This window comes from Halomonas sp. 141, from assembly GCF_002810305.1.
Lineage (GTDB): Bacteria > Pseudomonadota > Gammaproteobacteria > Pseudomonadales > Halomonadaceae > Vreelandella > Vreelandella stevensii.
This window is the reverse complement of sequence record NZ_PINZ01000013.1, coordinates 13,929-39,736: the sequence shown is the minus strand read 5'-3', so window position 1 is coordinate 39,736 and position 25,808 is coordinate 13,929. Positions and strand designations below refer to the sequence as shown.

25 protein-coding genes and 4 tRNA genes are annotated in these 25,808 nt (G+C 60.5%); 16 read left to right on the top strand and 13 right to left on the bottom strand.

Annotated features, from left to right (window positions below):
- Window positions 1-20 precede the first annotated feature (20 nt).
- The gene (grxD, locus tag CWI66_RS08175; protein WP_016914348.1) at window positions 21-371 is read right to left on the bottom strand and encodes a Grx4 family monothiol glutaredoxin; all 351 of its coding nucleotides are present in this window, start codon (window positions 369-371) and stop codon (window positions 21-23) included.
- Window positions 372-591: 220 nt separating this feature from the next.
- On the opposite strand from grxD, the gene argF reads away from it, so the two are divergent.
- Entirely contained in the window at window positions 592-1,512 is a 921-nt protein-coding gene (gene argF / locus CWI66_RS08170) for an ornithine carbamoyltransferase (RefSeq protein WP_081138359.1), read from the top strand.
- Between the two features lie 129 nt (window positions 1,513-1,641).
- On the opposite strand, the gene CWI66_RS08165 is transcribed toward argF, so the two are convergent.
- A tRNA-Ala gene (locus tag CWI66_RS08165) sits at window positions 1,642-1,717 on the bottom strand.
- Window positions 1,718-1,890: 173 nt separating this feature from the next.
- Here CWI66_RS08165 and uvrY point away from each other — a divergent pair.
- The 7 genes from uvrY (at window position 1,891) to nadB (ending at window position 7,159) form a co-directional block, all read left to right on the top strand.
- Window positions 1,891-2,541, top strand: a complete 651-nt coding sequence (uvrY, locus tag CWI66_RS08160; protein ID WP_016914350.1) for a UvrY/SirA/GacA family response regulator transcription factor — start codon at window positions 1,891-1,893, stop codon at window positions 2,539-2,541.
- A gap of 46 nt (window positions 2,542-2,587) precedes the next feature.
- Window positions 2,588-4,402, top strand: coding sequence for an excinuclease ABC subunit UvrC (uvrC, locus tag CWI66_RS08155; protein WP_016914351.1), 1,815 nt, complete (start codon window positions 2,588-2,590; stop codon window positions 4,400-4,402).
- A 100-nt stretch (window positions 4,403-4,502) separates the two neighbouring features.
- Entirely contained in the window at window positions 4,503-5,051 is a 549-nt protein-coding gene (gene pgsA / locus CWI66_RS08150; RefSeq protein WP_016914352.1) for a CDP-diacylglycerol--glycerol-3-phosphate 3-phosphatidyltransferase, read from the top strand.
- Between the two features lie 86 nt (window positions 5,052-5,137).
- A tRNA-Gly gene (locus CWI66_RS08145) sits at window positions 5,138-5,212 on the top strand.
- A gap of 26 nt (window positions 5,213-5,238) precedes the next feature.
- A tRNA-Cys gene (locus CWI66_RS08140) sits at window positions 5,239-5,312 on the top strand.
- Between the two features lie 32 nt (window positions 5,313-5,344).
- Window positions 5,345-5,431: transfer RNA gene (locus tag CWI66_RS08135), tRNA-Leu, on the top strand.
- Window positions 5,432-5,563: 132 nt separating this feature from the next.
- Window positions 5,564-7,159 (top strand): L-aspartate oxidase, encoded by a 1,596-nt coding sequence (gene nadB, locus CWI66_RS08130; RefSeq protein WP_100731408.1) that lies wholly within the window; start codon window positions 5,564-5,566, stop codon window positions 7,157-7,159.
- Here nadB and CWI66_RS08125 read toward each other — a convergent pair.
- Window positions 7,156-7,554: a hypothetical protein gene (locus CWI66_RS08125; protein ID WP_232710797.1), complete on the bottom strand. Its 399-nt coding sequence runs from the start codon at window positions 7,552-7,554 to the stop codon at window positions 7,156-7,158. The genes nadB and CWI66_RS08125 overlap by 4 nt on opposite strands.
- Entirely contained in the window at window positions 7,514-7,807 is a 294-nt protein-coding gene (locus CWI66_RS08120) for an FAD assembly factor SdhE (protein ID WP_081138353.1), read from the bottom strand. The genes CWI66_RS08125 and CWI66_RS08120 overlap by 41 nt, the downstream gene beginning before the upstream one ends.
- Before the next feature lie 222 nt (window positions 7,808-8,029).
- On the opposite strand from CWI66_RS08120, the gene CWI66_RS08115 reads away from it, so the two are divergent.
- The 3 genes from CWI66_RS08115 (at window position 8,030) to lapB (ending at window position 9,931) form a co-directional block, all read left to right on the top strand.
- Complete coding sequence (locus tag CWI66_RS08115) at window positions 8,030-8,326, top strand: integration host factor subunit beta (protein WP_016914356.1); 297 nt, start codon at window positions 8,030-8,032, stop codon at window positions 8,324-8,326.
- 99 nt (window positions 8,327-8,425) lie between these two features.
- Complete coding sequence (locus CWI66_RS08110) at window positions 8,426-8,731, top strand: lipopolysaccharide assembly protein LapA domain-containing protein (protein ID WP_081138351.1); 306 nt, start codon at window positions 8,426-8,428, stop codon at window positions 8,729-8,731.
- Window positions 8,732-9,931 carry a lipopolysaccharide assembly protein LapB gene (gene lapB, locus CWI66_RS08105; RefSeq protein WP_100731407.1) on the top strand — a complete coding sequence of 400 codons (1,200 nt, stop codon included), beginning with the start codon at window positions 8,732-8,734 and terminating at the stop codon, window positions 9,929-9,931.
- A gap of 16 nt (window positions 9,932-9,947) precedes the next feature.
- Here lapB and pyrF read toward each other — a convergent pair whose 3' ends face one another.
- The gene (gene pyrF, locus CWI66_RS08100) at window positions 9,948-10,649 is read right to left on the bottom strand and encodes an orotidine-5'-phosphate decarboxylase (protein WP_081195692.1); all 702 of its coding nucleotides are present in this window, start codon (window positions 10,647-10,649) and stop codon (window positions 9,948-9,950) included.
- A 301-nt stretch (window positions 10,650-10,950) separates the two neighbouring features.
- Here pyrF and CWI66_RS08095 point away from each other — a divergent pair, with 301 nt between their 5' ends.
- A complete protein-coding gene (locus tag CWI66_RS08095) occupies window positions 10,951-11,235 on the top strand; it encodes a ComEA family DNA-binding protein (protein ID WP_016914360.1) in 285 nt (94 codons plus the stop codon).
- 118 nt (window positions 11,236-11,353) lie between these two features.
- Here CWI66_RS08095 and prpF read toward each other — a convergent pair whose 3' ends face one another.
- The 5 genes from prpF to CWI66_RS08070 all read right to left on the bottom strand — a co-directional run bounded on the left by prpF (window position 11,354) and on the right by CWI66_RS08070 (window position 18,138).
- On the bottom strand, window positions 11,354-12,532 hold the full coding sequence (gene prpF / locus CWI66_RS08090; protein ID WP_100731406.1) for a 2-methylaconitate cis-trans isomerase PrpF: 1,179 nt from the start codon (window positions 12,530-12,532) through the stop codon (window positions 11,354-11,356).
- Window positions 12,533-12,624: 92 nt separating this feature from the next.
- Window positions 12,625-15,267 (bottom strand): Fe/S-dependent 2-methylisocitrate dehydratase AcnD, encoded by a 2,643-nt coding sequence (gene acnD / locus CWI66_RS08085; protein ID WP_100731405.1) that lies wholly within the window; start codon window positions 15,265-15,267, stop codon window positions 12,625-12,627.
- Window positions 15,268-15,299: 32 nt separating this feature from the next.
- Entirely contained in the window at window positions 15,300-16,427 is a 1,128-nt protein-coding gene (prpC, locus tag CWI66_RS08080) for a bifunctional 2-methylcitrate synthase/citrate synthase (protein ID WP_081138341.1), read from the bottom strand.
- 57 nt (window positions 16,428-16,484) lie between these two features.
- A complete protein-coding gene (prpB, locus tag CWI66_RS08075; protein WP_081195688.1) occupies window positions 16,485-17,387 on the bottom strand; it encodes a methylisocitrate lyase in 903 nt (300 codons plus the stop codon).
- A gap of 4 nt (window positions 17,388-17,391) precedes the next feature.
- Complete coding sequence (locus tag CWI66_RS08070; protein WP_081138337.1) at window positions 17,392-18,138, bottom strand: GntR family transcriptional regulator; 747 nt, start codon at window positions 18,136-18,138, stop codon at window positions 17,392-17,394.
- A 252-nt stretch (window positions 18,139-18,390) separates the two neighbouring features.
- On the opposite strand from CWI66_RS08070, the gene pabB reads away from it, so the two are divergent.
- Window positions 18,391-19,749: an aminodeoxychorismate synthase component I gene (gene pabB / locus CWI66_RS08065; protein ID WP_100731404.1), complete on the top strand. Its 1,359-nt coding sequence runs from the start codon at window positions 18,391-18,393 to the stop codon at window positions 19,747-19,749.
- Between the two features lie 133 nt (window positions 19,750-19,882).
- On the top strand, window positions 19,883-20,503 hold the full coding sequence (locus CWI66_RS08060) for a phosphoadenosine phosphosulfate reductase domain-containing protein (RefSeq protein ID WP_016914367.1): 621 nt from the start codon (window positions 19,883-19,885) through the stop codon (window positions 20,501-20,503).
- Between the two features lie 115 nt (window positions 20,504-20,618).
- Here CWI66_RS08060 and cysB read toward each other — a convergent pair whose 3' ends face one another.
- The gene (gene cysB, locus CWI66_RS08055) at window positions 20,619-21,593 is read right to left on the bottom strand and encodes an HTH-type transcriptional regulator CysB (protein ID WP_100731403.1); all 975 of its coding nucleotides are present in this window, start codon (window positions 21,591-21,593) and stop codon (window positions 20,619-20,621) included.
- A gap of 336 nt (window positions 21,594-21,929) precedes the next feature.
- Between cysB and trxA the strand changes: the two genes are divergently transcribed.
- On the top strand, window positions 21,930-22,253 hold the full coding sequence (gene trxA, locus CWI66_RS08050; RefSeq protein ID WP_081138331.1) for a thioredoxin: 324 nt from the start codon (window positions 21,930-21,932) through the stop codon (window positions 22,251-22,253).
- A gap of 54 nt (window positions 22,254-22,307) precedes the next feature.
- Here the strand turns inward: trxA and CWI66_RS08045 are convergent, their stop codons facing one another.
- Window positions 22,308-23,426: an AI-2E family transporter gene (locus CWI66_RS08045; protein WP_100731402.1), complete on the bottom strand. Its 1,119-nt coding sequence runs from the start codon at window positions 23,424-23,426 to the stop codon at window positions 22,308-22,310.
- A 196-nt stretch (window positions 23,427-23,622) separates the two neighbouring features.
- On the opposite strand from CWI66_RS08045, the gene CWI66_RS08040 reads away from it, so the two are divergent.
- Window positions 23,623-24,471: an SIMPL domain-containing protein gene (locus tag CWI66_RS08040; RefSeq protein ID WP_100731401.1), complete on the top strand. Its 849-nt coding sequence runs from the start codon at window positions 23,623-23,625 to the stop codon at window positions 24,469-24,471.
- Here CWI66_RS08040 and serS read toward each other — a convergent pair.
- Window positions 24,413-25,690, bottom strand: a complete 1,278-nt coding sequence (gene serS, locus CWI66_RS08035) for a serine--tRNA ligase (RefSeq protein WP_016914373.1) — start codon at window positions 25,688-25,690, stop codon at window positions 24,413-24,415. The genes CWI66_RS08040 and serS overlap by 59 nt on opposite strands.
- Window positions 25,691-25,808 lie beyond the last annotated feature (118 nt).

The following is a 25,808-nucleotide window of genomic DNA, read 5'->3' as shown; positions in this document are numbered from 1 at the left end:
CCTTGGGCGCTGTTCTTGGGTTAGGCGTCGGTGCCGTTTTCAGCAGCGCCTGCACGCTGGGCAGCTTGCTTGATCAACTTCTCGAGTTCGCCACTCTGGTGCATTTCCATCACGATATCGCATCCGCCGACCAGCTCCCCTTCTACCCACAGCTGTGGGAAGGTAGGCCAGTTGGCAATTTTAGGCAGTTCGGCACGAATATCGGGATTGTCCAGCACGTTGACGAAAGCAAAACGCTCACCGCAGCTCATCAGCGCCTGAACCGTCTGCGCAGAGAAACCACACTGCGGCAACTGAGGCGTGCCTTTCATGTAGATGAGAATCGGGTTTTCAGTGATTTGACGCTGGATATTGTCAGCCGTGGTGCTCATGGGATGCTCCTCGATAAAAGATATGGTCTCTTCCAGTGTACGCAATTCGGCCACTGGCTTTAACCCTGCGACCGGGTCATCGTCAGTCTTGATCATGCAGGTCAATACCTGAGCAAACGACTCGGTCCTATTGCGTGGCGGATATTCTACGCATGCCGCTTGCGTTGCGCATCCCCTGCGGCCTCGCTAGGATGGTGTTTTTGCGCGGAGAGACGTCACCATGGCGACACGCCATTTCCTTACCCTGCTGGATTTGACCCCTGAAGAGCTGGACTATCTGATTCAGCGCGCCATCAAGATCAAGACGGATCTCAAGGCCAACGGACCGGTTTACACGCCGCTGCCCAACCGCACTCTGGCGATGATTTTCGAGAAGTCCTCCACGCGCACCCGTGTTTCCTTCGAGACCGGCATGGCCCAGTTTGGTGGCCACGCCCTGTTTTTGTCTCCCCGCGACACCCAACTGGGCCGCGGCGAGCCCATCGAAGACACCGCCCGCGTGCTGGCTGAAATGGTCGATGCAGTGATGATCCGCACCTTCTCCCATGCAGGGCTGGAAGCGTACGCCAGCGCCAGCAGCGTGCCGGTCATCAATGCCCTCAGCGACGACTACCACCCCTGCCAATTGCTGGCAGACGTCATGACCTGGACCGAGCTGCGCGGCAGCGTCAAGGGCAAGACCGCCGTATGGATCGGCGATGGCAACAACATGTGCCACTCGTGGATCAATGCTGCCCGCCAGTTCGGTTTCCGCTTGAGAATTTGCTGCCCGGAAGGCTACGAGCCCCGCGACGACATCATGCAAGCCGCCGGCGACTGCATCACTCTGTTGCGCGACCCACAGCAAGCCGCTCAAGGCGCTGACCTGATCACTACCGACGTCTGGGCCTCCATGGGCCAGGAGCAGGAGCAAGCGAAGCGAGAAGCCGATTTCGCGGGCTTCCAGGTAACCGAAGCGATGCTCGATAGCGCTCACGCGGACGTCCTGTTCTTGCACTGCCTGCCAGCACATCGCGGCGAAGAGATCAGCCATACGCTGCTCGACGACCCCCGCGCCGTGGTCTGGCAAGAGGCAGGCAACCGTCTGCACGCACAAAAAGCCTTGATCGAGTTTCTGCTGCTGGGCAAGGTAGACGCCTAGTGACGACAATGCCTGCTCACCCTGTGAGCGGGCATCGGCAGCGCAAGAGCTGGATGGCAAGCAGCCATACCGCCATATGAAACACGCAACAAAAAAACGCCGCGTAAGATACGCAGCGCTTCGAAATTTTGGTGGAGCCTAGCGGGATCGAACCGCTGACCTCAACACTGCCAGTGTTGCGCTCTCCCAGCTGAGCTAAGGCCCCACACGCTGCCATTGCGGCAGCGGTGCGAATATTACTCCAGCACTTGCGTGAGGTCAAGAAATAAAGTGAACAAGCATTGACTAATTCTCCTTTGCCAAGAGCTGTGGCACTCTATACCCACGCAGCGTGCGTATCGCCCTAGTTCACGATGATTACCTGCAGGAGCCAGTCCCTTGATCAACGTTTTAATTGCCGATGATCACCACCTGGTGAGAACCAGTATCGCCCACCTGCTGAACGAAGAGAGCGATATCAAGATTGTGGGTGAAGTGGATGATGGCGAAACCTCAGTGACGCAAAGCCGACAATTGAAGCCCGACATCGTGCTGATGGATATTCGCATGCCGGGCATCGGCGGCCTAGAAGCCACCCGACGCATCAATCGCACGCTCTCGGACGTAAAAGTCATTATCCTCACGGCACACCTTGAAGATAGCGTACTGCGGCGCATGCTCGAAGCAGGCGCATCCGGCTTTCTCAGCAAGGGCGCCGACGCCACGGAAATGACCGAGGCCATCCGCCAGGTGTTTCACGGACGCCGCTATGTCAGCCAGGAAATCGCCCAGCGGCTGGCCCTCTCTCACTTCGATGATGAAGACAATCCTTTTAGCCACCTCTCGCATCGCGAACTGCAAATCGCGCTGATGATCGTCAACTGCCAGCGCGTACAGGACATCTCGGACCGTTTGCACCTGAGCCCTAAAACCGTCAATACCTACCGCTACCGCCTGTTTGACAAGCTACAAGTGGCTACCGACGTAGAGTTGACGCACCTCGCTCTGCGCCACGGGCTGGTGGAGGGCTTTGACGCCATCCTGGGATAGACCTACCATCGCTGCTTCTGCCCATGAGAAGCGCCGTTGATTCGCCATGCCCTTTGATGCCAAGCAGTTCCTCAGCTCCGTCAGCGCCTCTCCCGGCGTCTATAAAATGCTCGACGAACAGCAGAACACGCTCTACGTCGGCAAGGCCAAACGCCTCAAGGCACGCCTGGCCAGCTATTTCCGCGGCCAACTCAATGCCAAGACCCAGGCCATGGTCTCGCGCATTGCCGATATTCAGATCACCGTCACGCGCAGCGAAACCGAAGCGTTACTGCTGGAACAGACGCTGATCAAGGAACTACGCCCGCCCTACAATATCCTGCTGCGGGACGACAAATCCTATCCTTTCGTATTCGTGACCGACCGCCACCCCTACCCCGCTCTGGAGTACAAGCGCGCCCGGCAACGGCGTGGTGACGGCAAATACCTCGGCCCCTACCCCAGCAGCGGCGCGGTCAGGGAGAGCCTGACCCTGATGCAGAAAATCTTTCGTATCCGCAACTGTGAAGATAGCGTCTTCGCCCATCGCTCCCGTCCGTGCCTGCAGTACCAGATCGAACGCTGTAGCGCCCCCTGCGTGGACTACATCTCACAGCCAGAGTATCAGCGGGATGTCGACCATGCGGTCATGTGTCTGGAAGGCAAGAGCGAACACGTCACGCAGCTACTCACCGCAGAAATGGAGGCGGCGAGCCGGGCGCTCGATTTTGAAGAAGCCGCCCGCCTGCGTGACCAGATCCAGCAGCTGCGTCAAATGCAGCAGCGCCAGTTCGTCGATAACGAGAGCGGCGATGCAGATATTTTTGCGCTGGCTCAACGCCCCGGCGCACTGGGCATTTCCATCCTCAGCGTCCGCGATGGGCGCCTGCTGGGCGCGCGGCATCACACCCCCAAAAACGACCTTGACCTCCCCCCTGAGGCACTGCTGACCGAAGTGGTCAGCCAATACTATTTCGGCCAGCCCCATAGCGTGCCCAGCGAAGTGATCACCAATCTCCCGCTGGAAGACAGCGCGCTGATTGCCGACGCGCTTGCCCAACAGGCAGGCAAAAAAGTCCGCGTGACCCACCAGGTACGCGGTCATCGTGCCCAGTGGCAGCACCTGGCCATGACCAATGCCGAGCAGCAGCTCGCCTCGCAGTTGGCCAACACCACGCAGCTCACCGAACGCTTCACGTCACTGCAGCAAGCGCTGGGGCTACCCTCACTGCCGGAGCGTCTGGAGTGTTTCGACATCAGCCACAGCCAGGGCGAAGCCACCGTGGCTTCCTGCGTGGTGTTCGACCATCAGGGGCCACGCAAGAGCGACTACCGCCACTTTCGCATCGAAGGCGTGGCCGCAGGCGATGACTACGCCGCCATGCAGCAGGCGCTCACGCGACGCCTTAAGCGCGTAAAAAGCGGCGAAGCCATTGCACCTGACGTGCTGATCGTGGATGGTGGCAAGGGGCAACTGAACATGGCACGGCAAGTGCTGACCGACCTGCAGGTAACAGGGATCGTGCTGCTGGGCGTCGCCAAGGGCACCACGCGCAAGGCTGGGCTCGAAACCCTGTTTCTGGAAAGCAGCGACAACCCGCTGGTACTGGAGCCCGCGTCACCTGCCCTGCACCTCGTTCAGCATATTCGTGATGAGTCGCACCGCTTCGCCATCGCCGGGCATCGCGCAGCGCGTGACAAGGCGCGGCGCACGTCCACCCTGCAGGATATTCCCGGCATCGGCCCCAAGCGGCGCCGCGAATTGCTCAAGTTTTTTGGCGGCCTGCAGGGCGTGCAAAAGGCCAGCCGTGACGAACTCACTCGGGTGCCGGGCATCAGCGCCGCCCTGGCAGAGACGATTTATGTCACTCTGAACGGATAAAGCGGTGGTTAACATGGATGCAATGCGCCAAGGGGGATAGAATGACCGGGCACATTACACTCCGACTTTCATGATTCTCCGGCAAGGATCGCGCCCTGCGATGAATATACCCAACATACTGACACTGGCACGAATCGCGTTCATCCCACTTCTGGTAGTGCTTTTCTACCTGCCCTTTGGCTGGAGCATGCCGATGGCCGCCGGGCTGTTTGCCCTGGCATCGGTGACGGACTGGCTGGACGGCTATCTTGCCCGCCGCTGGAACCAATCGACACCGTTTGGCGCATTTCTGGACCCGGTAGCCGACAAGCTGATGGTCGCAGTGGCACTGGCGCTGCTCATCGAGCGCTTCGACACGCTGATATTGACGCTCCCCGCGCTGGTCATTATCGGTCGAGAAATCGTCATTTCGGCCCTTCGGGAGTGGATGGCCGAAATGGGCAAACGTGGCATGGTGGCCGTGTCGTGGATCGGCAAGCTCAAGACCACGCTGCAGATGGTCGCCATTCTGGTACTACTTGCGTTTCCGCCAGGCCATGAGATGGCCATGCTGGGCGTGGCTATCCTGTATGCTGCGGCGACCCTGACCTTGTGGTCCATGATTCAGTACCTGCGTGCAGCATGGCCGCACCTTAGCCGCTCGATGTAGTCGGGCTAAGCTCGCTTTTTTAAGCACTTAACGAATTGATTGATTGACAATCGCTGGGCGATGCGTATAATTCGCCCTCGAGTCAAGCGGGAATAGCTCAGTGGTAGAGCATCGCCTTGCCAAGGCGAGGGTCGGGAGTTCGAATCTCCTTTCCCGCTCCAATTTGGTTCAATCCAATGACTTGTCAGGCTGGATGGCAGAGTGGTTATGCAGCGGACTGCAACTCCGTGTACGCCGGTTCGATTCCGACTCCAGCCTCCATTTCCCAGTGTATCGATTTTTTTCGACACACTGCCCGGATGGCGAAATTGGTAGACGCAAGAGACTTAAAATCTCTCGGAGGTAACTCCGTGCCGGTTCAAGTCCGGCTCCGGGCACCAATATGCAAGACAACGACGCTGCGAGATCATCTGATCGACGCGGCTTTTTTTGTGTCTGGCCATCGCCTATCATCTGTTCTTTTTGATGCTAGCCATCCACTTGTACTTGTTAGTCATGGAGGAGCGGGGCCAATGAGCACGTCAACATCCGACATCGTCATTATTGGTGGCGGCGTCGCCGGCCTCACGCTGGCACTGGAAGTGGCCAACCAACGCTCGGTGTTACTGGTACGCCCCGCCCAGGACGACAAGGGAGCCAGCCGCTGGGCCCAGGGCGGCATTGCCGCCGTTCTATCCCCGGACGACCAGCTCGAAGACCACGTCCAGGACACGCTGATTGCCGGGGACGGCCTGTGCGATGAAGCGGCCGTACGCTTTACGGTCGACCACGGCCCCCAGGCCATTCAGTGGCTCATCGACAATGGCGTGCCGTTTACCCCAGACCCGGACCCCGGCGCCCGCTACCCCTTTCACCTCACCCGAGAGGGCGGCCATAACGCAAGACGCATCATTCATGCCGACGATGCCACAGGCCGCGCCGTGGTCGATACGCTGCTGGATAAAGTCGCTGTCCACCCCAACATCACCCAGCGCAGCGACCTGACCATTCTGCACCTGCTCCAGAACGCCTCTGGCCACTGCCTGGGTGCACTGGGCATCGACAGCGGCGGCAATCTTCACCACCTGCTGGCTACGCATACCGTACTGGCAACGGGCGGCGCCAGCGGCCTGTATCGCCATACGACGACTCCCGCCCCCAGCAGCGGTGAAGGCATGATGATGGCTGCCGAGCTGGGTGCTACCCTGTGCAACCTGGAGTTCCAGCAGTTTCACCCCACCTGCCTGTTTGACCCTGACGGCCCTGCGTTTCTGATCAGCGAGGCCGTGCGAGGAGAAGGCGGCCACCTGCTCAACGAAGCGGGAGAGCGCTTCATGCTGGCGCTGGATGCGCGTGCCGAACTAGCCCCTCGGGACATTGTGGCCCGCGCCATCGATGCCAATATTCAGCAGGGTACGCTGGGGCATGTCTGGCTGGACGTCCGCCACCTGGGCGACACCAACCTACGCCACCACTTCCCGACCATCCTGGCCCACTGCGCATCACGGGGCATCGACATCACCCAGGAACCCATTCCCGTGGTGCCCGCCGCTCACTACAGCTGCGGCGGCATTGCCACCAATAGCGCAGGCGCAACCGACGTGGCAAACCTTTACGCCATCGGCGAGACCGCCTATACCGGCTTGCACGGCGCCAATCGCATGGCCAGCAACTCTCTGCTGGAGTGCCTGGTCTACGCCCGCAGCTGCGCCCTGCATCTGCTCAGCCAGCCGCAGACGGCGCCTTGCCAACTATCTGAAGCGCTGGCTGACAGGCCCATTGATGCACACATCAAGGTGGATCGGAACGCCCTCGACGCGCTACGCAACGCCATGCGTAGCGTGATGAGCCAGCATGTTTCCATCGTGCGCAGCGAGCAGGGCTTGAACAGCGCTCATGCGGCGCTGGAGAACATGGCGCAGAACCTGAAAGCGCTGGATCCTGAGCGGCGGCACCCCGACAGCCTTCAGCTAGGCCAGGCACTGGCGCTGGCACAGTTGACGACGCTGGCAGCCTTGCAGCGTCATGAGTCACGCGGCCTGCATTACTCCACCGATTGGCCCTCGGCCCAACCAGACAGCCAACCTTCGCGGCTGACGCTGAGCGACCTGGCCCAAGAGGCTCACTAACGACCAGGACGGTGCAGGCAGCGGCGCAGCTGGCGCTGCTCTGCGGCAGGCAGGCTGTCAGGCCATATCCAGATACGCTGCCTGCCGACACGCAGCCCCACCAACCAGGGCCCCAGATAGTCACAGCGCACAGGCTGCTCGGGGCCCAGTTCACCAGTAGGCAACAACCAGCTTGCCGCCCAGTGTTGCCCTGTATGCACAAGCTGCAATGTTCCTGCCGGCTGACGGCAGCGGCTGACCCACCACACCGCCAACCCCACCACCAAGGCCACCCCGATCCAAGCAGCGCTGACGAGGAGCATCAGCACCGCCATGCAGCCCATCAACAATGCTGCATGAACGCCGCTGGCCACGTTAGAGCGTACGATAGGCAGTGTTATCGGTGGCTTCTGCATGCTCGACGATCATTTGGACCATTTGGCGCAGCTCCGGATCCTCCGGCCACTCGCGGTGCATTAGCCAAACGAACAAATCCTGGTCTTCTTCTTCGATCAACCGCTGGTAGGTCTGCTGCTGCTCATGGGTGAGTGACTCGAAGCGTGCTTCCAGAAACGGAATCAACAGCAAGTCCAACTCCCACATGCCACGACGGGAGTGCCAATAGAGCCGCTTGCGCAGCACAGCTGCTGGGGATGTATCGTCGTTCAACGCCACTTCTCCACGTAAAGGGAATGAAAAGGCAGTATACCGGAGCGACAGGGTCGCGCCAGCGCTCGGCTTCGCCTATGCTGTTACCCAGCCTTGTGTTCACCAAGCTAGTACCTTGTTTTATCTGAATTGTTTTATGCCGTTTGGCGAAGTATGCTGATCTCGATGGTGTCGAGGTCGCATGCGTAAGAACGGCCTTTAACGTTTGCAGGGAGCCAACCGATGACCAAATCTGAACTAATCGAACAAATCGCGATGCGTCAACCGGAGCTGTCCGCCAAGGAAGTCGAAACGGCAGTGCGCATCATCCTGGATGATATGACCGATGCCTTGTCCAGCGGCGGGCGAGTCGAAATACGTGGCTTTGGCAGCTTTTCACTTCACTACCGCGAGCCACGCACCGGCAGAAACCCCAAGACGGGCGACCCAGTGGAACTGGACGGCAAATATGTCCCCCACTTCAAGCCCGGCAAAGAGCTCCGGGAACAGGTGGATGCCAGCCGAGCGCTAGGCTATTGAACCTGAGCAAGCGGCCCCTGCGACGTTCTTCAGGATGACGTCACGCTTGGACTCAGCCACAATAGCACTACCGTGAACGCCACTAACCAGGAAACACACATGCGTTGGATCAAAGGGCTAATTCTAGCCGTCATTCTACTGATAGTGCTGCTGGTCGGCATTCTGTTTGCCGTCAATAATCAGCAAGCCATTGCCTTGAATCTGATCTGGACAGAGCTGCCTGCCGTGTCGCTGTCGGTCTGGCTGCTGGCAACGCTGACGCTGGGCGTGGTGGTCGGCATGATCGCCATGCTGGGCGTGTACGTACGCCTAAGAGCCAAGCTGGTGCGTAGCGAACGCCACAACAAGCAGCAGCGCAAGGAGCTCGACCGCCTCCGCACCCAGGAGTTCAAGGAACTGGCATAAATGCAAGATGCCGTGCTGCTGGGCGTGCTGTTGACCGCCATTGTGTTGGGCTTTGCGCTTGGGGTCAGGCATGCGACCAGGCGCCAGCGGCAGGCCCCCTTGTCACGTCCACCTGATCTATCCCGGGAGTACTTCGTAGGGCTGAACTATCTACTCAACGAGCAGCCCGACGAAGCCATCAATACCTTCATCCATGCCCTCGACATCAATAGCGAGACGGTAGAGACGCACATCGCCCTGGGCAAGCTGTTTCGCGCCCGCGGTGAAGCGGACAAGGCCGTCAGCATCCATCAAAACCTGCTGGCCCGCCCCTCTCTGTCGACAGAAACCAACGAACACGTTCAACTGGAGCTGGCCCGCGACTTCATGGCACTGGGCGTGCATGATCGCGCCCAGCGACTGCTGGGCAGCGTTCTCGAGCACTCAAGCAACGAGCCACTGTGCCTGGAAGCACGCCGACTGTTGATCGACCTGCTGGAGAAAGAACACGACTGGCATGCAGCGCTGGAGACCGCCCAACCCCTGATCAAGCTGCAGCCAGCCATGCGCCGCCCCGCAGCCCATTGGCTGTGTGAACTGGCAGAACAGGAGATCTCTCAGGCAAGCCGCCCATTGGCTCGCAAACACCTGAAAAAGGCACTGCAGCTCGATGAGCGCTGCGTCCGCGCCACGCTTCTGCTGGCCGAGCTGGACATGGAGAACGGCCACAATGCCAAGGCCATCGAGCGGCTCGACCAAATTCCTCAACAGGATATCGCCCACGTTCCCACCATGCTGCCGGTCTTGCAGCGCACCTATACCCGCAACGATGACCTGGACGGCCTGGAAAACCATCTGTATCGGCTGTTGGGGCAAGCCCCCTACACCAGCGTCATGATTACCCTGGGAGCCCTGATCCACCAAAGAGAAGGCGTCGACAGCGCCATCGAGCGGATCGGCACCTGGTTACGAGAAGCGCCGAGCCTGGGCGGCCTCGACTATCTGGTGGACCTTTATCTCGAAAGCGAGAAACTGTCAGGCAAAGCTTCTCCCGACACACGGCTACTGCTGCTCAAGCATCACACGGACCAGCTGCTGTCCGGCCGACATCGTCACCGCTGCCGCCGCTGCGGCTTCAACAGCGACAGCCTGAGCTGGCAGTGCCCCAGCTGCCGACGCTGGGGCACCATCAAACCCGTCACGGGCGTTCAGGGCGAATAGCCGCTCGCCTCCTGCCTCAGACGCTCGCCAGCTCGCTTTCGATAGCGACCAATGCTGCCATTGGGTCTTCTGCCTGAGTGACCGGCCTGCCGATGACCAGATGAGTGCTACCCGCCTGCATGGCCTCTGCAGGCGTCATGATGCGCTGCTGGTCATTGGCCACGGCGAAATGGGGACGAATTCCCGGCGTCACCTTGAGGAAAGCATCGCCATACTCGGCCTTGAGAGACGCCGCCTCGTGGGCAGAACACACTACCCCGGCCAGGCCACTGGCATGTGTTAACGCCGCGAGGCGGGCCACTTGGGCGTCGACCCCACCGTTCACGCCAACACTGGCCAGGTCGTCTTCCTGCATGCTGGTCAGTACGGTGACGGCGATCAAGTGCGTGCTCAAACGATGATCTGCCAATCGCTGCGCTGCAGCCTCCATCATCTTGCGCCCACCGGAGGCATGAACATTGACCATCCACACCCCCTGCTCTGCCGCCGCCTGCACCGCGCTGGCAGCGGTGTTGGGAATGTCGTGAAACTTGAGATCCAGAAACACTTCGAAGCCCCGGCCATGCAACGCCTCCAGTACCGCTGGGCCGCTACGTGTGAACAGCTCCTTGCCTACCTTCACACGGCAACGGGCCGGGTCGAGCTGATCGGCCATGCACAGCGCTGCGTCAAGCGAAGGGTAATCAAGGGCAATGATGAGAGGTGAGTCGGTGGACACGCGCTTACTCCGTGCTCGTTATGTCAACAGTGGAAAGGTTCATGCCTATCAAGAACCCGTTCAATGGGCGACGGTCTGCCGCTTGCCTAGTGTACCAGCCCTCGCCGGGGGGCTGTGTAAGCGATTGCCGACACCCCTCATGGCAAACGGATTACAAAAACTATCGGCAATGGCTTACAGCGCGAGGCGCGCCTAAAGATTAAGTTGACTAAGGACGCAAGCAATTCGGTCCTGCTGGCGATCAAGGAGGCTCGGCTCTTGGCGAGCCGAGCGACGAACCAACACTGATGAGGTACTTCACATGCAGAAAACATTCAAGGGATTTGTAGCCGCACTCGTGATGTCACTGTGCCTGGGTTTGTCCAGTGCCGCGCTGGCCCAGGCAATCGCCCCCATCAATGTCAATAGTGCCGACGCCGAGCTGCTGGCGGAACTGCCGGGCATTGGCCCCAGCCGGGCGGCCGCCATCATCGAGGAGCGTGAAACCAACGGCGCTTTCGAGAGCGCTGACGACCTGACACGGGTCAGCGGTATCGGCCCGGCCACCGTTGACCGGATGCGCGACCAGGTCGTGGTAGAGGATTAATCACATCACAAGCAACATCATGACCACCCCGCCCGTCACGGCAAGCCTTACGCCCATACCGTGACGGGCACCATTCGGCAAGGGGCACCAGGGTGGTCAAAGCAGTGCCTGCCGTCGATTACAGCACATCACCAGGCACGCGTACTCGCCCTTCCATCAATACCCGGGCACTACGACTCATGACCGCCTGATCGATTTGCCAGCGCCCCTCCACCAGACTGGCCTTGGCCCCTACCCTGAGCGTGCCGGAAGGATGACCAAAAGTGACCGACTCCCGTTCGCTGCCGCCTGCGGCCAGGTTCACCAACGTCCCCTGAATGGCCGCTGCTGCGGCAATGGCCACGGCCGCAGTACCCATCATGGCGTGATGCAACTTGCCCATGGAGAGCGCCCTGACCAACAGATCGATCGATTCGGCCTCGACCCGCTTCCCACTGGAAGACGTATAGCCAGCCGGGGGTGCCACGAACGCCACCTTGGGCGTGTGCTGACGGCTGGCGGCCTCGGCTACATGGGCAATCAACCCCATCTTGACGGCCCCATGGGCGCGTATTCTTTCGAACCTGGCCAGTGCATCCGGGTCGCCGTTGATCGCCTCTTGCAGCTCACAGCCGCTGTAGCCCAGGGCTTGCGCGTCGATGAACACGGTAGGAATACCCGCATTGATCAGCGTCGCCTTGAGCACTCCGATGCCGGGCACCTCCAGCTCATCCACCGGCTGCCCCGTGGGGAAGATCGCCCCCTCACCGTCGGCAGGATCCAAAAATGCCACCGGAATCTCGGCAGCAGGAAAGGTGACGCCATCCAGCTCGAAGTCTCCGGTTTCCTGAACGGCGCCGTGGCTGATCGGCACCTGGGCCACGATGGTTTTCTGTATGTTGACCTGCCAGATGCGCACTTCCACGACGCCGTTTTCAGGCACCCGCGCGGGGTCGACCAATCCATTGGCCACGGCATAGGGGCCCACCGCCGCAGACAAGTTGCCGCAGTTACCGCTCCAGTCCACGAAAGGCTTGTCGATGGACACCTGCCCAAACAGGTAATCCACATCATGCTCCGGGGAAGTACTTTTCGAGAGAATCACCGCCTTGCTGGTGCTGGACGTGGCACCGCCCATCCCATCGATCTGTTTTTCATAGGGGTCGGGGCTACCCATTACCCGCAACAGCAGCCTGTCTCGCGCCTCACCCGGCTGCTGCGCTGCGGGAGGCAGGTCACTGAGGGTGAAAAACACCCCTTTGCTGGTGCCACCTCGCATGTAGGTGGCGGGAATACTCATCTGCGCTGCGTGCGCCATGGTCACTCTCCTGACAACGGCCTGACACGCGTCAGGCCGTCGATGTTCACTCGTTGGGCTTTCCCTTCCGATGCTACGCTGGGACAACGCGGCTAGACAGCGGCGCTGGATTCCAGAAAATCCTGCGCAAAGCGTTGCAGCACACCACCGGCGGAGTAGATGGTGACCTCCTCGGCGGTGTCCAGGCGGCACACCACCGGCACACGCTCCACAGCCCCCTGCTGGCGATGGATCACCAGCGTCAGTTGGGCTCTGGGGGCAGGCGTTCCTTCCACGTCGTAGATTTCGGTGCCATCCAGCGCCAGCGTCTTGCGGGTCGTGCCCTCCTCGAACTGCAGCGGCATCACGCCCATCCCCACCAGATTGGTGCGGTGGATACGCTCGAAGCCTTCCGCCACGATCGCTTCGACCCCGGCCAGAGCCACACCCTTGGCCGCCCAGTCACGAGACGACCCTTGACCATAGTCGGCACCCGCGATAATGATCAGCGGCTGCTTGCGCGCCATATAGGTCTCGATGGCTTCCCACATGCGGGTCACGGTGCCTTCCGGCTCGATACGCGCCAGCGAGCCTTGCATGACCTTGCCCTGTTCGTCGTGCACCATCTCATTGAAGAGCTTGGGATTGGCCAGAGTGGCACGTTGGGCGGTCAGATGGTCACCGCGGTGGGTGGCGTAGGAGTTGAAGTCCTCCTCCGGCAAGCCCATGGCGTGGAGATACTCGCCAGCAGCGCTGTCCATGAGGATGGCATTGGACGGCGACAGGTGGTCCGTGGTGATGTTGTCCGGCAGGATGGCCAGCGGGCGCATGCCTTTCAGCCCCCGCTCCCGGGCCATGTTGCCCTCCCAATAGGGAGGCCGCCGGATATAGGTGCTCTGGGGGCGCCACTCGTAGAGGGGGCTCACCTGAGGCCCGGCACGCTTGTCCAGGTCGAACATGGGAATGTAGGTTTCACGGAACTGCTCCGGCTTCACCGACGCCTTGACGATGGCATCGATCTCGCTGTCTTCCGGCCAGATGTCCTTGAGAGTGACCGGATTGCCCTGGGCGTCGTGACCCAGCACGTCCTGTTCGATATCGAAACGGATGGTGCCCGCAATGGCATAGGCCACCACCAGTGGCGGCGAGGCCAGAAACGCCTGTTTGGCGTAAGGGTGGATACGCCCATCGAAGTTGCGGTTACCCGACAGCACCGCCGTGGCATAGAGATCGCGACGAATGATCTCCTCCTGGATACTAGGCTCCAATGCGCCGGACATGCCGTTGCAGGTGGTGCAGGCGTATGCCACCACGCCGAAGCCCAGCGCTTCCAGCTCGCTCATCAGCTCGGCTTCTTCCAGGTACATCTTGACCGTCTTCGACCCCGGAGCCAGCGAGGTCTTGACCCACGGCTTGCGGGTCAGCCCAAGGCGGTTGGCGTTTCGGGCAATCAGGCCTGCCGCCACCATGTTGCGTGGATTGGACGTATTGGTGCAGCTGGTGATGGCCGCAATGATCACCGCCCCATCGGGCATCCTGCCTGCGGCCTCCTCTTCCCGAGCCTTGTCCAACCCAACGGCAATGCCGCGCTTGGCAAGCTCCGTGGTGGGCAGGTGGGCATGGGGGTTGGAAGGCCCCGCCAGGGTACGCGTCACGCTGGACAGGTCAAAGCGCAGGATGCGCTCGTAGACAACCTGCTTCAGGTCATCGGCCCAGAGCCCGGTATGCTGGGCGTAGGCCTTCACCAGGGCTACCTGCTCATCGTCACGGCCGGTCAGCTTGAGGTAGTCGATGGTTTGGTCGTCGATATAGAACATCGCCGCCGTGGCACCGTACTCCGGGGTCATGTTGGAGATGGTTGCCCGATCTCCCACCGACAGCGCGTCGGCACCTTCCCCGAAGAACTCCAGATAGGCGCCGACCACGCGCTCGCGGCGCAGGAACTCGGTAATTGCCAGCACCATGTCGGTGCCAGTGATACCGGGCTGCAGCTTACCCGTCAGCTCGACACCCACGATATCGGGCAAGCGCATCATGGAGGCGCGCCCCAGCATCACGCTCTCGGCTTCCAGCCCCCCTACCCCCACGGAGATCACGCCCAGCGCGTCCACCATGGGCGTGTGGCTGTCGGTGCCCACGCAGGTGTCCGGGTAGGCCACCTGCACGCCCTGCTCATCCGGGCGGCACTGCACCACCGGAGACATCTTTTCCAGGTTGATCTGGTGCATGATGCCGTTGCCGGGAGGAATCACGTCGACGTTCTCGAACGCCAGCTTGGTCCAGTTGATGAAGTGAAAGCGGTCGTCGTTACGCCGATCTTCCACCTGGCGATTCTTCTCGAAGGCGTCCTTCTCGAAACCGGCGTGCTCCACGGCCAGCGAATGGTCGACGATCAGCTGCGTCGGCACCACCGGGTTCACCTTGGCAGGGTCACCGCCCTTCTCCGCGATGGCGTCGCGCAGCCCGGCCAGGTCGACCAGCGCGGTCTGGCCCAGGATGTCGTGACACACCACCCGGGCCGGGTACCAGGGAAAGTCCAGCTCCTGCTTGCGCTCGATCAGCTGTTTGAGGGCGTCGGTCAGCAGCGCCGGATCACAGCGCCGAACCAGCTGCTCGGCCAGCACCCGAGACGTATAGGGCAACTGGGCATAGGCACCGGGCTGAATCTCCTCGACGGCCTGGCGTGTATCGAAAAAGTCCACTGGTGCGCCCGCCACCGACACATTCGGCAGCGGTTTGCGATAATTCGTGTTCATGATGCCTCTCACTTGGTCACAGAGCCAAACGCCTAGTCACGGGCTTCAATGGGCACCCATTCGCTCTTCTCCGGGCCGATGTAGTCGGCGCTGGGGCGAATAATGCGGTTATTGGCACGCTGCTCGAATACGTGGGCGGCCCAGCCGGTCAGCCGCGACATGACGAAGATGGGCGTGAACAGCTTGGTCGGAATATCCATGAAGTGGTATGCGCTGGCGTGGAAGAAATCGGCATTGCAGAACAGTTTCTTCTCCCGCCACATGACCTCTTCGCAACGTACCGATACCGGGTAGAGCACGGTGTCGCCGACGTCGTCCGCCAGCTTCTTCGACCACTCCTTGATGATCGCATTGCGCGGGTCGGACTCACGGTAGATGGCATGGCCAAAGCCCATGATCTTCTCTTTGCGCTCCAGCATGCCGAGCATCTCCTGCTCGGCTTCTTCGGGCGAGCGCCAGTGCTCGATCATCGCCATGGCCGCCTCGTTGGCGCCACCGTGCAGCGGACCGCGCAGGGAGCCAATCGCCCCGGTGACACAGGAGTGCATATCCGACAGCGTCGAGGCACACACCCGTGCGGTGAACGTGGAGGCATTGAATTCGTGCTCGGCATAGAGAATCAGCGAGACGTTCATGACCCGAGCATGCAGCTCGGAAGCGGGCTCACCACGCAGCATGTGCAGGAAGTGACCGCCCACCGAGTCGTCGTCGGTCTGGGTGTCGATGCGCACGCCGTCGTGGCTGAAGCGGTACCAGTAGCAGATGATCGACGGCAGCACCGCCAGCAGCCGATCCGCCACGTCCTGCTGCTGATCGAAGCTCTCTTCGGTTTCCAGATTGCCCAGCATGGAGGCACCGGTACGCATCACATCCATGGGATGGGCGTCCTTCGGAATCTGCTCGAGCACCGTCTTCAGGGCCTCGGGCAGCCCACGCAGACCTTTCAGCTTGGTGATGTAATGATCGAGCTCCGCCTGATTGGGCAGTTTGCCCTTGAGCAGCAGGTACGCTACTTCTTCGAACCTGGCTTTCTCAGCCAGCTCCTTGATGTCGAAGCCGCGATAGGTCAAGCCGGAACCAGTTTTACCCACGGTACACAGCGCCGTCGAGCCCGCACTCTGCCCACGTAATCCTGCACCTGCTAGCGGTTTATCAGCCATGGTAGTCTCCTGACGTACTCAGTATTGTCACTGTTATTAGATGTGTTGCCTGCGCACTCAAGCGTCTTTTTGTTCGGCGAACAGCGCATCGAGCTTCTGTTCGAAATCGTGGTAATTCAAGAAGTCGTACAGCTCATCGCGGGTCTGCATGGTGTCGACCACCTCGCGCTGATGGCCATGCTCCAGAATGCTCTGGTAAACCTTCAGGGCCGCTGCGTTCATGGCGCGGAAAGCCGACAGTGGATAGAGCACCATCCGGCAGCCGACGTCCCCCAGCTCCTGCTGGCTGAACAGCGGCGTGGCGCCAAACTCGGTGATATTGGCCAGAATCGGCGCATTGACGCGCTGGCAGAAGGCGCGATAGTCGTCGAGGGTATGCACGGCCTCGGCGAAGATGGCGTCGGCCCCTGCTTCCACACAGGCGTTGGCGCGCTCGATGGCGGCATCGAGCCCCTCTTTCTGGAAGGCATCGGTGCGTGCAATGAGGTAGAAATCCGGATCCAGCCTGGCATCGGCCGCAGCCTTGATGCGGTCCACCATCTCCTGCTGGGAAACGATCGCCTTGTTGGGGCGATGACCGCAGCGCTTCTGAGCGACCTGATCTTCCAGATGCACTGCGGCGACTCCGGCGCGCTGCATCTCTTTCACGGTGCGCGCAATGTTGAACGCGCCGCCCCAGCCGGTATCGATATCCACCAGCAGCGGAAGCTCCGTGGCAGCACAGATACGATGCGCGTCTTCAACCACGTCGTTCATGGTCGTCATGCCCAGATCCGGCAGGCCGAAGGAGGCATTGGCCACGCCGCCGCCGGAGAGGTAAATGGCCTGGTGCCCCACGCGTTCGGCCATCATGGCCGTATAGGCATTGATGGTGCCCAGGATGGGCAACGGGCGCTGGGCTTCCAGCGCGGCACGAAAGCGCCCACCGGGGCTCAAGCGAGAAGTGGATGAAGCAGTCATGACATCAGCTCCTGTCTTCGGTTGTTGTTTGTTGTTCAAGAATGGCGGCGTAGCGGTCTGCCACGTTCGCCCGTGACGCGCTGACATGGCGACGCATCAATAGCTCGGCCAGCTCGGCATCGCCGGCCTCAATGGCATCGACAATCCGGTGGTGCTCCACGAACGCCCGCTGAGGGCGGGTACCACTGGCGCTGAACTGCGTGCGATAGAGGCGCACCAGGTAGTAGAGGTCATCACACAGCAGGTTCATCAACATTTTGTTGTGACTGCCCTGAACGATGCGATAATGAAAATCGAGATCGCCTTCACGCTGGTAATAGGCTTCCCCGCGCTTGAGGTCGCCCTGGCTTTCGTGCAGCGCCAGAACGTCTCGCAGCCCCTGGATTTCCTCGGCAGACATGTGCTCGGCCGCCAGCCGCGCCGCCATGCTTTCCAGCGCCTCGCGCACGTCGAAAAGCTCCAGCAGCTCTTTCATGGAAAGCTTGACGACCCGGGCGCCCACATGGGGCACGCGCTCGATCAATCGGTGGGCCTCGAGGCGCCGCATGGCCTCGCGCAGCGGCCCCCTAGAGATACCGTAGGTCTTCGAAAGCCCAGGCTCAGTGATTTTGCTGCCAGGCGCCAGTTCCCCACGGACAATGGCGCTTTGCAACTGGTGAAACACACGCTCGGCCAGTGTGCGTACTTCTGGCGAGACGACGTCGCTGGCGTCGCCGTCCGGTAGTGGTGAAGTGGAAGCAAGTAAGGTCATGGTTAATTGTCGACAATTAAGGAATGATGAAACTTTACCCCTCCCCCTTTCTGACGTCAACCTCGGAAAATAAGCGTTTTTATTCATCTTTCGTTGCACGCCTGACGAGACCCCCTGCGCAAATGTCTACAATCTCTGTTGCGGGCCCCTCTCACCGCCCGCTTACGTGAGAACGCCGTCGATAAACGCGGCTGGTGTCCTTGGCGCGAGCACCCTAAAATATGCCGCCCTTTCCGGACTGGCGTTTGCTTCATGACAACGGCGTTGACGATCTCCGCTCTGCCCTACTTCTCCGACCCGCTGGCCACCTTTGCCCGCTTACGGCAACGGCCCGGGGCGGTGCTGCTGGACAGCGGCCGACCCGTGGCCACCAGCGGCCGGTATGACATCCTCAGCAGCGACCCGCTGGCCACGCTGGAAATCTGCGCAAACCGCCAGGCACAGCTCAGCTCCACCACATTGACGCTGCCAGCTCATCTCGACGATGACAGCACGGCGCAACAGCAGTGGCTGCTGGAACAGCTGCCCGTGCCCACCCTCGACAGCGACCTGCCCTTTCTGGGCGGCTTGATCGGCTACTGGAGCTACGACCTGGGCCGCCAAGACTGTTCGGTGTCCAGCCAGCACCCGCCCGCCACCCAACTGCCGCTGGCCCGCCTGGGCCTGTATGACTGGTGCATCACCTTTGACCACGCCACCCAGCAAGCCTGGCTGGTGGCCAGCGATGCGCGCCGTCGAGAGGTGCTGGCCTGGCTGGAACAAGCCCCGCCAGCAGGCGAGCCTTTCACGCTGACACAGCCGTTCAAGGCCCAGCTCAACCAGGCCGAATATACCGAGCGCTTCGAGGCCGTACAGCGCTATATCCGCGCCGGTGACTGCTACCAGATCAATCTTGCACAGCGCTTCTCCGCCCGCTACGAAGGGGATGAGTGGCAGGCCTATCTGCAGCTGCGACGTGCCACACCGACGCCTTTCTCGGGGTATATGGCCTGGCAGGGCCAGGCGGTGCTGTCGCTGTCGCCCGAGCGCTTCATTCAGTGCCGTGATGGCCGCGTCGAAACCCGCCCCATCAAGGGCACCAGGCCCCGCGGCGAAACGCCCGCAAACGATCAGGCGCTAGCCGAGGAGCTACTCAACAGCACCAAGGACCGGGCCGAGAATGTGATGATCGTCGACCTGCTGCGCAACGACCTCGGGCGAGTCTGCACCCCCGGCTCGATACGCGTGCCGCAACTTTGCCAACTGGAAAGCTACCCCAACGTGCACCATCTGGTCAGCGTCGTTCAGGGAGAGTTGGCGCCCGCACACTCACCGCTTTCGCTGCTCACGGCGGCCTTCCCCGGCGGCTCGATCACCGGCGCGCCCAAGATACGCGCCATGCAGATCATCGATGAGCTGGAACCCTGCCAGCGTAGCGTCTATTGCGGAAGCCTGGGCTATATCGACATCCGTGGCAGCATGGACACCTCGATAGCCATTCGCACCATGGTGGCCGATCACGGCAGCCTGCATGTATGGGGCGGCGGCGGACTGGTCGCCGACTCTCAGGCAGACGAAGAGTACACGGAAACCCTCGACAAGATCCGCCATCTGATTGGCGCTCTGGAATGAACCAGCACTTTGGAATAACAAAGAAGCACTGTTACATCAGAAAGGAATATAAAACCCAAACCAAACGGTATTGGGGCACCACACAAGGCTTTGGTAGCCTAAAGGCATCGCACGCTTTTCAACAGGAGGCAGCATGTCCTCAGCTCTCGAAGCCATTCATCAAGAGTACGCCAACGACCCGCAAGGGTTAATCGAGTGGGCGTTCCGTCAGGGCGAGCGCCCTATTTGCACCACCAACTTTCGCCCTTTCGAGGCCGTGATCCTGCACATGGTGACGCAGGTTCGCCCGGACATTCCTATCGTCTGGATGGACAGCGGTTACAATACCGAGGCTACCTACCGGTTTGCCGACGACGTGATTCGACGACTCGACCTCAACCTGGTGAGTTTTTTACCCCAGCGCACCCGCGCCCACCGGGAAGCCCTGGACGGCCCCATGCCGGGCATCGACGACCCGCGCCATGCGGCGTTCACTCAGGAAGTAAAGATCGAGCCGTTCGAGCGCGCCCTGGCCACCATGCGGCCCGACATCTGGTTCACTGCCCTGCGCGCCGAAGACACGCCCGAGCGAGCCAGGATGCAGTCCGTTAGCCGCAACAGCGACGGCCTGCTGAAAGTGGCGCCGCTACTGAAGTGGACCGCCAAGGACATGTACGAATACCTGCAGGCCCATGACCTGCCCAACAACTTCGACTACTTCGACCCCACCAAGGTGGAAGAGAAACGCGAATGTGGGCTGCACCTGCAGCATTGATATTGATATAGCCACCTGACGAGTTCACCGCCCTGTTCACCACAACATAAAGCGGTGAACGGGGCGGTGAGTAGGTGGGTGAGTTGGTTTATCAACCCTGAATCACTGGCCTCGCTCAATATTCGGGGAGTTCGACACCTTCGAACAGCGCGTGCTCATGGCGAGGCCCCGCCGTGAGCGCTTCGTCCACTCGGTCGCGAGTCAGGTGGGGAGCAAACCGCGCGAGGAAGTCATACATGTAGCCGCGCATGAATGTGCCACGACGAATGCCGATCTTGGTGGTGGAGCTGGCAAACAAGTGGCTGGCGTCCAGCGCCACCAGATCGTCATCCTGGGCAGGGTCCACCGCCATATGAGCCACGATGCCCACTCCCATGCCCAGGCGCACATAGGTCTTGATGACGTCGGCATCAGCGGCCGTCAGCACGACGTTAGGGGTCAGCCCCTTGGCCTTGAAGGCATCGTCCAGCTGCGAACGCCCGGTGAAGCCAAAGACGTAAGTCACCAGCGGATACTCGGCCAGCGCCTCGAGGGTCAGCGGCCCTTCCAGAGAAGCGAGTGGGTGCTCCTTGGGCACCAGCACGCAGCGGTTCCAGCGGTAGCAAGGCAGCAATACAAGGTCGGTAAACAGCTCCAAGGACTCGGTGGCAATGGCAAAGTCCGCCTGCCCTTCACTCACCATCTGGGCAATTTGTTTGGGCGTGCCCTGCTGCATGTGTAGCGCCACGTCAGGATACTTGAGCGTGAACTCGCTAATGATCGGCGGCAGCGCATAGCGGGCCTGGGTATGCGTAGTAGCGATGGCCAAACTGCCACGGCGCTCGTCGCTGTGCTCCTGGGCTACCTGCTTGATGTTTTCGGCAAGCTTGAGCACTTGCCCGGCCAGCTCGATGATCGACTGGCCAGCGGGGGTGACACGCGTGAGATGCTTGCCACTGCGAGCAAATATCTCCACGCCCAATTCATCTTCCAGCAGGCGAATCTGCTTGGAAATACCTGGCTGAGAGGTAAACAGACTCTGGGCAGTTGCTGACACATTCAGGTTATGTCGATTGACTTCCCAGATATAGCGAAGTTGCTGTAGCTTCATATCCTCACCTAATGTTCGATGCCGGGAAACGTCCCAAAACGCCCCGCGCTGCTGCCACTGCGTACCTGCCCGATGCTCGGAGCATGACGCTCTACGAGCATAATTGTGAATAAAAAAACGATCTATAATTCCCATATAGTATAAAAAATCAGCGCTATCAGCATCCATTAATTTTTTCTATTTCAGCGCAAAACGCATCTGGAATTTGCCAGCATCCGCCGTGACCGCTAACATCTGGCAACTTGGCGCGGTGAAAGAGCGCTGGTAAATCGCGTATAGACTGTTGCTCCATTTGAGGCAACGTAACTGCAAGAGCAACGCAAACGGGAGAAGCAAATGGCTAACAATGTTGATGTCACCAACGCCAATTTTGAGCAGGAAGTCCTCAACGCCGAACAGCCTGTCCTGCTCAAATTCTGGGCCCCCTGGTGCGGCCCATGTAAAGTCATGGCACCTGTGGTGGATGAAGTCGCTGCCGAGCGCGGCGACAATCTGAAAGTCGTCAGCGTCAACGTAGACGATGCACCGGAAATTGCTGCTGAGCAGGGTGTACGTGGCGTGCCCACGGTCATGCTGTTCAAATCGGGCACCAAGGTCGCTTCGCTGGTCGGCGCGCAATCCAAGTCGCAACTGACTCAGTTCATCGACCAGAACGTCTGAGCGCTCACAATCACCGCTGGCCTTGCCAGCGGTGGCTGCCCCGCCCTACGCCTCCTACCCTTGCGACTCTTGCTTGTCACGCTTCAGCGGTGGCCGCCGTGCATCGCCAGGCTGGGCATCCGAACGGCGCTGCTTTCCAGGCCCCAATAGGTGTGCCATCCAACGGGTTTGTGGATGACTGTCCAGCGCAATCTTGAGCGTCATGGTCAGCACCACCGAGAGCAACATACCCGCCGCGCCGAAAATCCAGCCCCATACCACCAGGGAAAGAAACGCCACAAAGGTGGATAGCCCCAGCGCCTGCCCCATGACCCGCGGCTCGACCAGATTGCCCAGAATGAAGTTGATGACCAAATAGGCCGACGCCAGCATGAACGCCTGCAGCACACCGCCATCCTGAGACACCAGCAGCAGCAAGACAGGAGGAATGGCCGCCAGGGCAGAGCCAATGTTGGGAATGAAGTTGAGGGCAAAAGCCAGCACCCCCCAGAGCAGCGGAAAATCGACCCCTACCATCAGGCAGGAAAGCCACACCAGAACACCGGTGGCCAGACTGATGACCGTTTTCACGGCCAGATAGCGCTTCAGGGTCAAGCTGAACTCGCTGAAACGCTTCAGGCTGGGCGCAGGGTTTTCCAGGGCGCGCGAGACCTTGTCACGAAAGTGCAGCGTCTCGAACAGCATGAAGATCACCAGCAGCGCCACGATGGTGCCCTGCATGAACAGCGAGCCCAGCTCGCCCAGCAGCATGGCAACCCATGAGCCATCGTCTTCCATGGCAAACACCGAGCTCAGCTGCTCCGGGTCGATCGCCATGCCATGGGACGCTAGCGTATTGAGCAAATTCCAGTAATGCTCGTACAAGCGCGCCTCGATATCCGGCAGCGCTTCCACGAAAGTGCCAAAGCTGTTGACCACCAGCAGGCCAATCAAGGAAATGAAGCCCAGCAACACCAGCAGCGTCAGCATGGCTGCCGTACGCCGACTCAGCCCCCAGTCATGCAGCCACTGCACCGGCGACGTGCACACCACCGCAATGAACACCGCCAACAGTAAAGGCACCAGCAGGTCGGCACCTACCTTCATCCCGGCAATGATGACCACCAGCGCGGCCAGCGCCAGGGTAGCGTTAAGTGGAATACTGCGATAATCCTCATCTGACAACTTCGACATAGCCTGATCCTTAGCATGTTATCCGTACATAATGGCTGCTGGCGTGACAATGCACAAACCGTGCACCTATTAAGAAAGACGCCCTCACGACTCATTAGCCTGTGAACTTTCCGTGTATCTCTGCTTCAAAGCTGCGGGTCATCACCCAACATTCGGTCTCATAACACATTGGCTCTCTCAGCAAGGAAGTGACTCCATGCAAACCCAGCTCAACTCCGTCAATCGGCTGCGCCACCCTATCAAACGCCTTCGCTATGGCGTGTTGGGGGGCGCCCTTCTCGCACTATTGGTCGCCCCCATCAGCCAGGCGGCACCGCCTCCCCCAAGCGTCTTCGTGCAAGCGCAGTCGTGGGTAGAAGTCGAACCCGACAAGGCGACGCTCAGCGCGCGGCTATGGGAAAACACCCCTGCCGTGTCTGCCCTGGAAGACACCCAAAGCGATGAGCTGAGCGACGCCCGGCAGCGCCTGGAGCAGCGCGCCAGTGAGCTGATTGCGGCCATCGAGGAAGCGGGCATCGAACAGCGCGCCATCACGGCGGGGTCGCTCAACGTCTCCCCCGAGTACGTGGCAGGTCCGCGTAGTGACGATGGAGAGCAGGAGAACCTGATGCGTACGCGTCTGGAACGCCCGTTCAGCGTCGAACTGGCTGACATCGAACAGCTGGGGGATGTGCTGGATGCGTTGATCGGCGCGGGGGTCAATGCGCTGGATGGCGTGCAGTTTGACCTGCACGACCGTGACGCCGCCACCGATGAAGCATTGACCAAAGCGCTGGAGAAGGCCCGCCACAAGGCAGACCTGATGGCCACCACCCTTGGCGTGGAGCTGGGCCATGTCCAGCGTATCGAAGAGACCCAGGCGCCCATCTTCCAGCCACGCATGATGGCCATGCGGGCCGAAAGTGACGCCGTGGGTAGCGGCTCAGCCAGCGACTATCGCCCCGGCACCATTCGCATCGATGCTGGCGTGAACGTCGAGTGGGCCATTACAGGGCAAGACGCTCCTGACCGCCCAGATAGCGCTGAAGAGGCGCCGGCACGCTAATCGAACCATCCGCCTGCTGGTGGTTCTCCAATACCGCCAGCAGGCACCGCCCTACCGCCAGCCCCGAACCGTTCAGGGTATGCAGCAGCAGCGGCTTTTTCGAATCCGGGTGACGGTAGCGAGCCTGCATGCGACGCGCCTGGAAGTCTTCGCAGTTGGAGACCGACGAAATTTCCCGGTAGGTGTTCTGGCTGGGCAGCCACACTTCCAGATCGTAGGTTTTCGCTGCCCCAAAGCCCATATCCCCTGTGCAGAGCGTCACGACCCGGTAAGGCAGCTCCAGAGCCTGCAGGATCGCCTCGGCATGCTCGCGCATCTCCTCCAGCGCCGCATAGCTCTTGTCGGGCTCGACGATTTGTACCATTTCGACCTTATCGAATTGATGCTGGCGAATCATGCCCCGGGTGTCGCGCCCATGAGAACCGGCCTCGCTACGAAAACAGGGCGTGTGCGCGGTCAGCTTCATGGGTAGCGCCGACAGCTCGACGATCTCGTCGCGCACAAAGTTGGTCAGCGGCACCTCGGAGGTGGGAATCAGGTGGTACTCTCGCTCATCGTCGAGCTTGAACAGGTCTTCGCCAAATTTCGGCAGCTGCCCCGTTCCCATCAGCGAATCGCGGTTCACCATGTAGGGCACATAGCACTCTTCATAACCATGCTGCTGGGTTTGCGTATCCAGCATGAACTGGGCCAGTGCACGATGCAGACGCGCAATCGGCCCACGCATGACGGCAAACCGCGCCCCGGTCAGCTTGGCTGCCAGTTCGAAATCCAGATAGCCCGAACGCTTGCCCAGGTCCACGTGGTCCAACACCTCGAAGTCGAACTCACGGGGCGTGCCCCAGCGGTGCAACTCGACATTGTCGTCTTCGTTCTTGCCTTCCGGCACGCTGTCATGGGGCAGGTTCGGAATACCACTGATGGCATCGTCCCACTCCTCCTGCACCTCAGCCAACTCTTTCTTGGCCTTGTCCAGGCGGTCGCCCAGGTCACTTACTTCATCCAGCAGCGGCTGGATGTCTTCGCCGTTGGCCTTGGCCTTGCCAATCGCCTTGGAGCGCATGTTGCGCTCGTTTTGCAGCTGCTCGGTCTGAGTCTGCAACTCACGACGGCGCGACTCCAGCGCCTGCAGTGCCGCTGTATCGAGTTCGAAGCCCCGCCGGGCCAGTTGTTGCGCCGTCGTCTCCAGATCACCGCGCAGCAGTTTCGGATCGAGCATGAGGTATTCCTTGGCCAGAATTCAATGACACGCGCCGCCCAGGGCGCGACAAAGGCGACCATTGTAGGCAAAAGCGCGGACGGGAGCCATGGCAACCGCGCTTTGGCAGGATACCCCA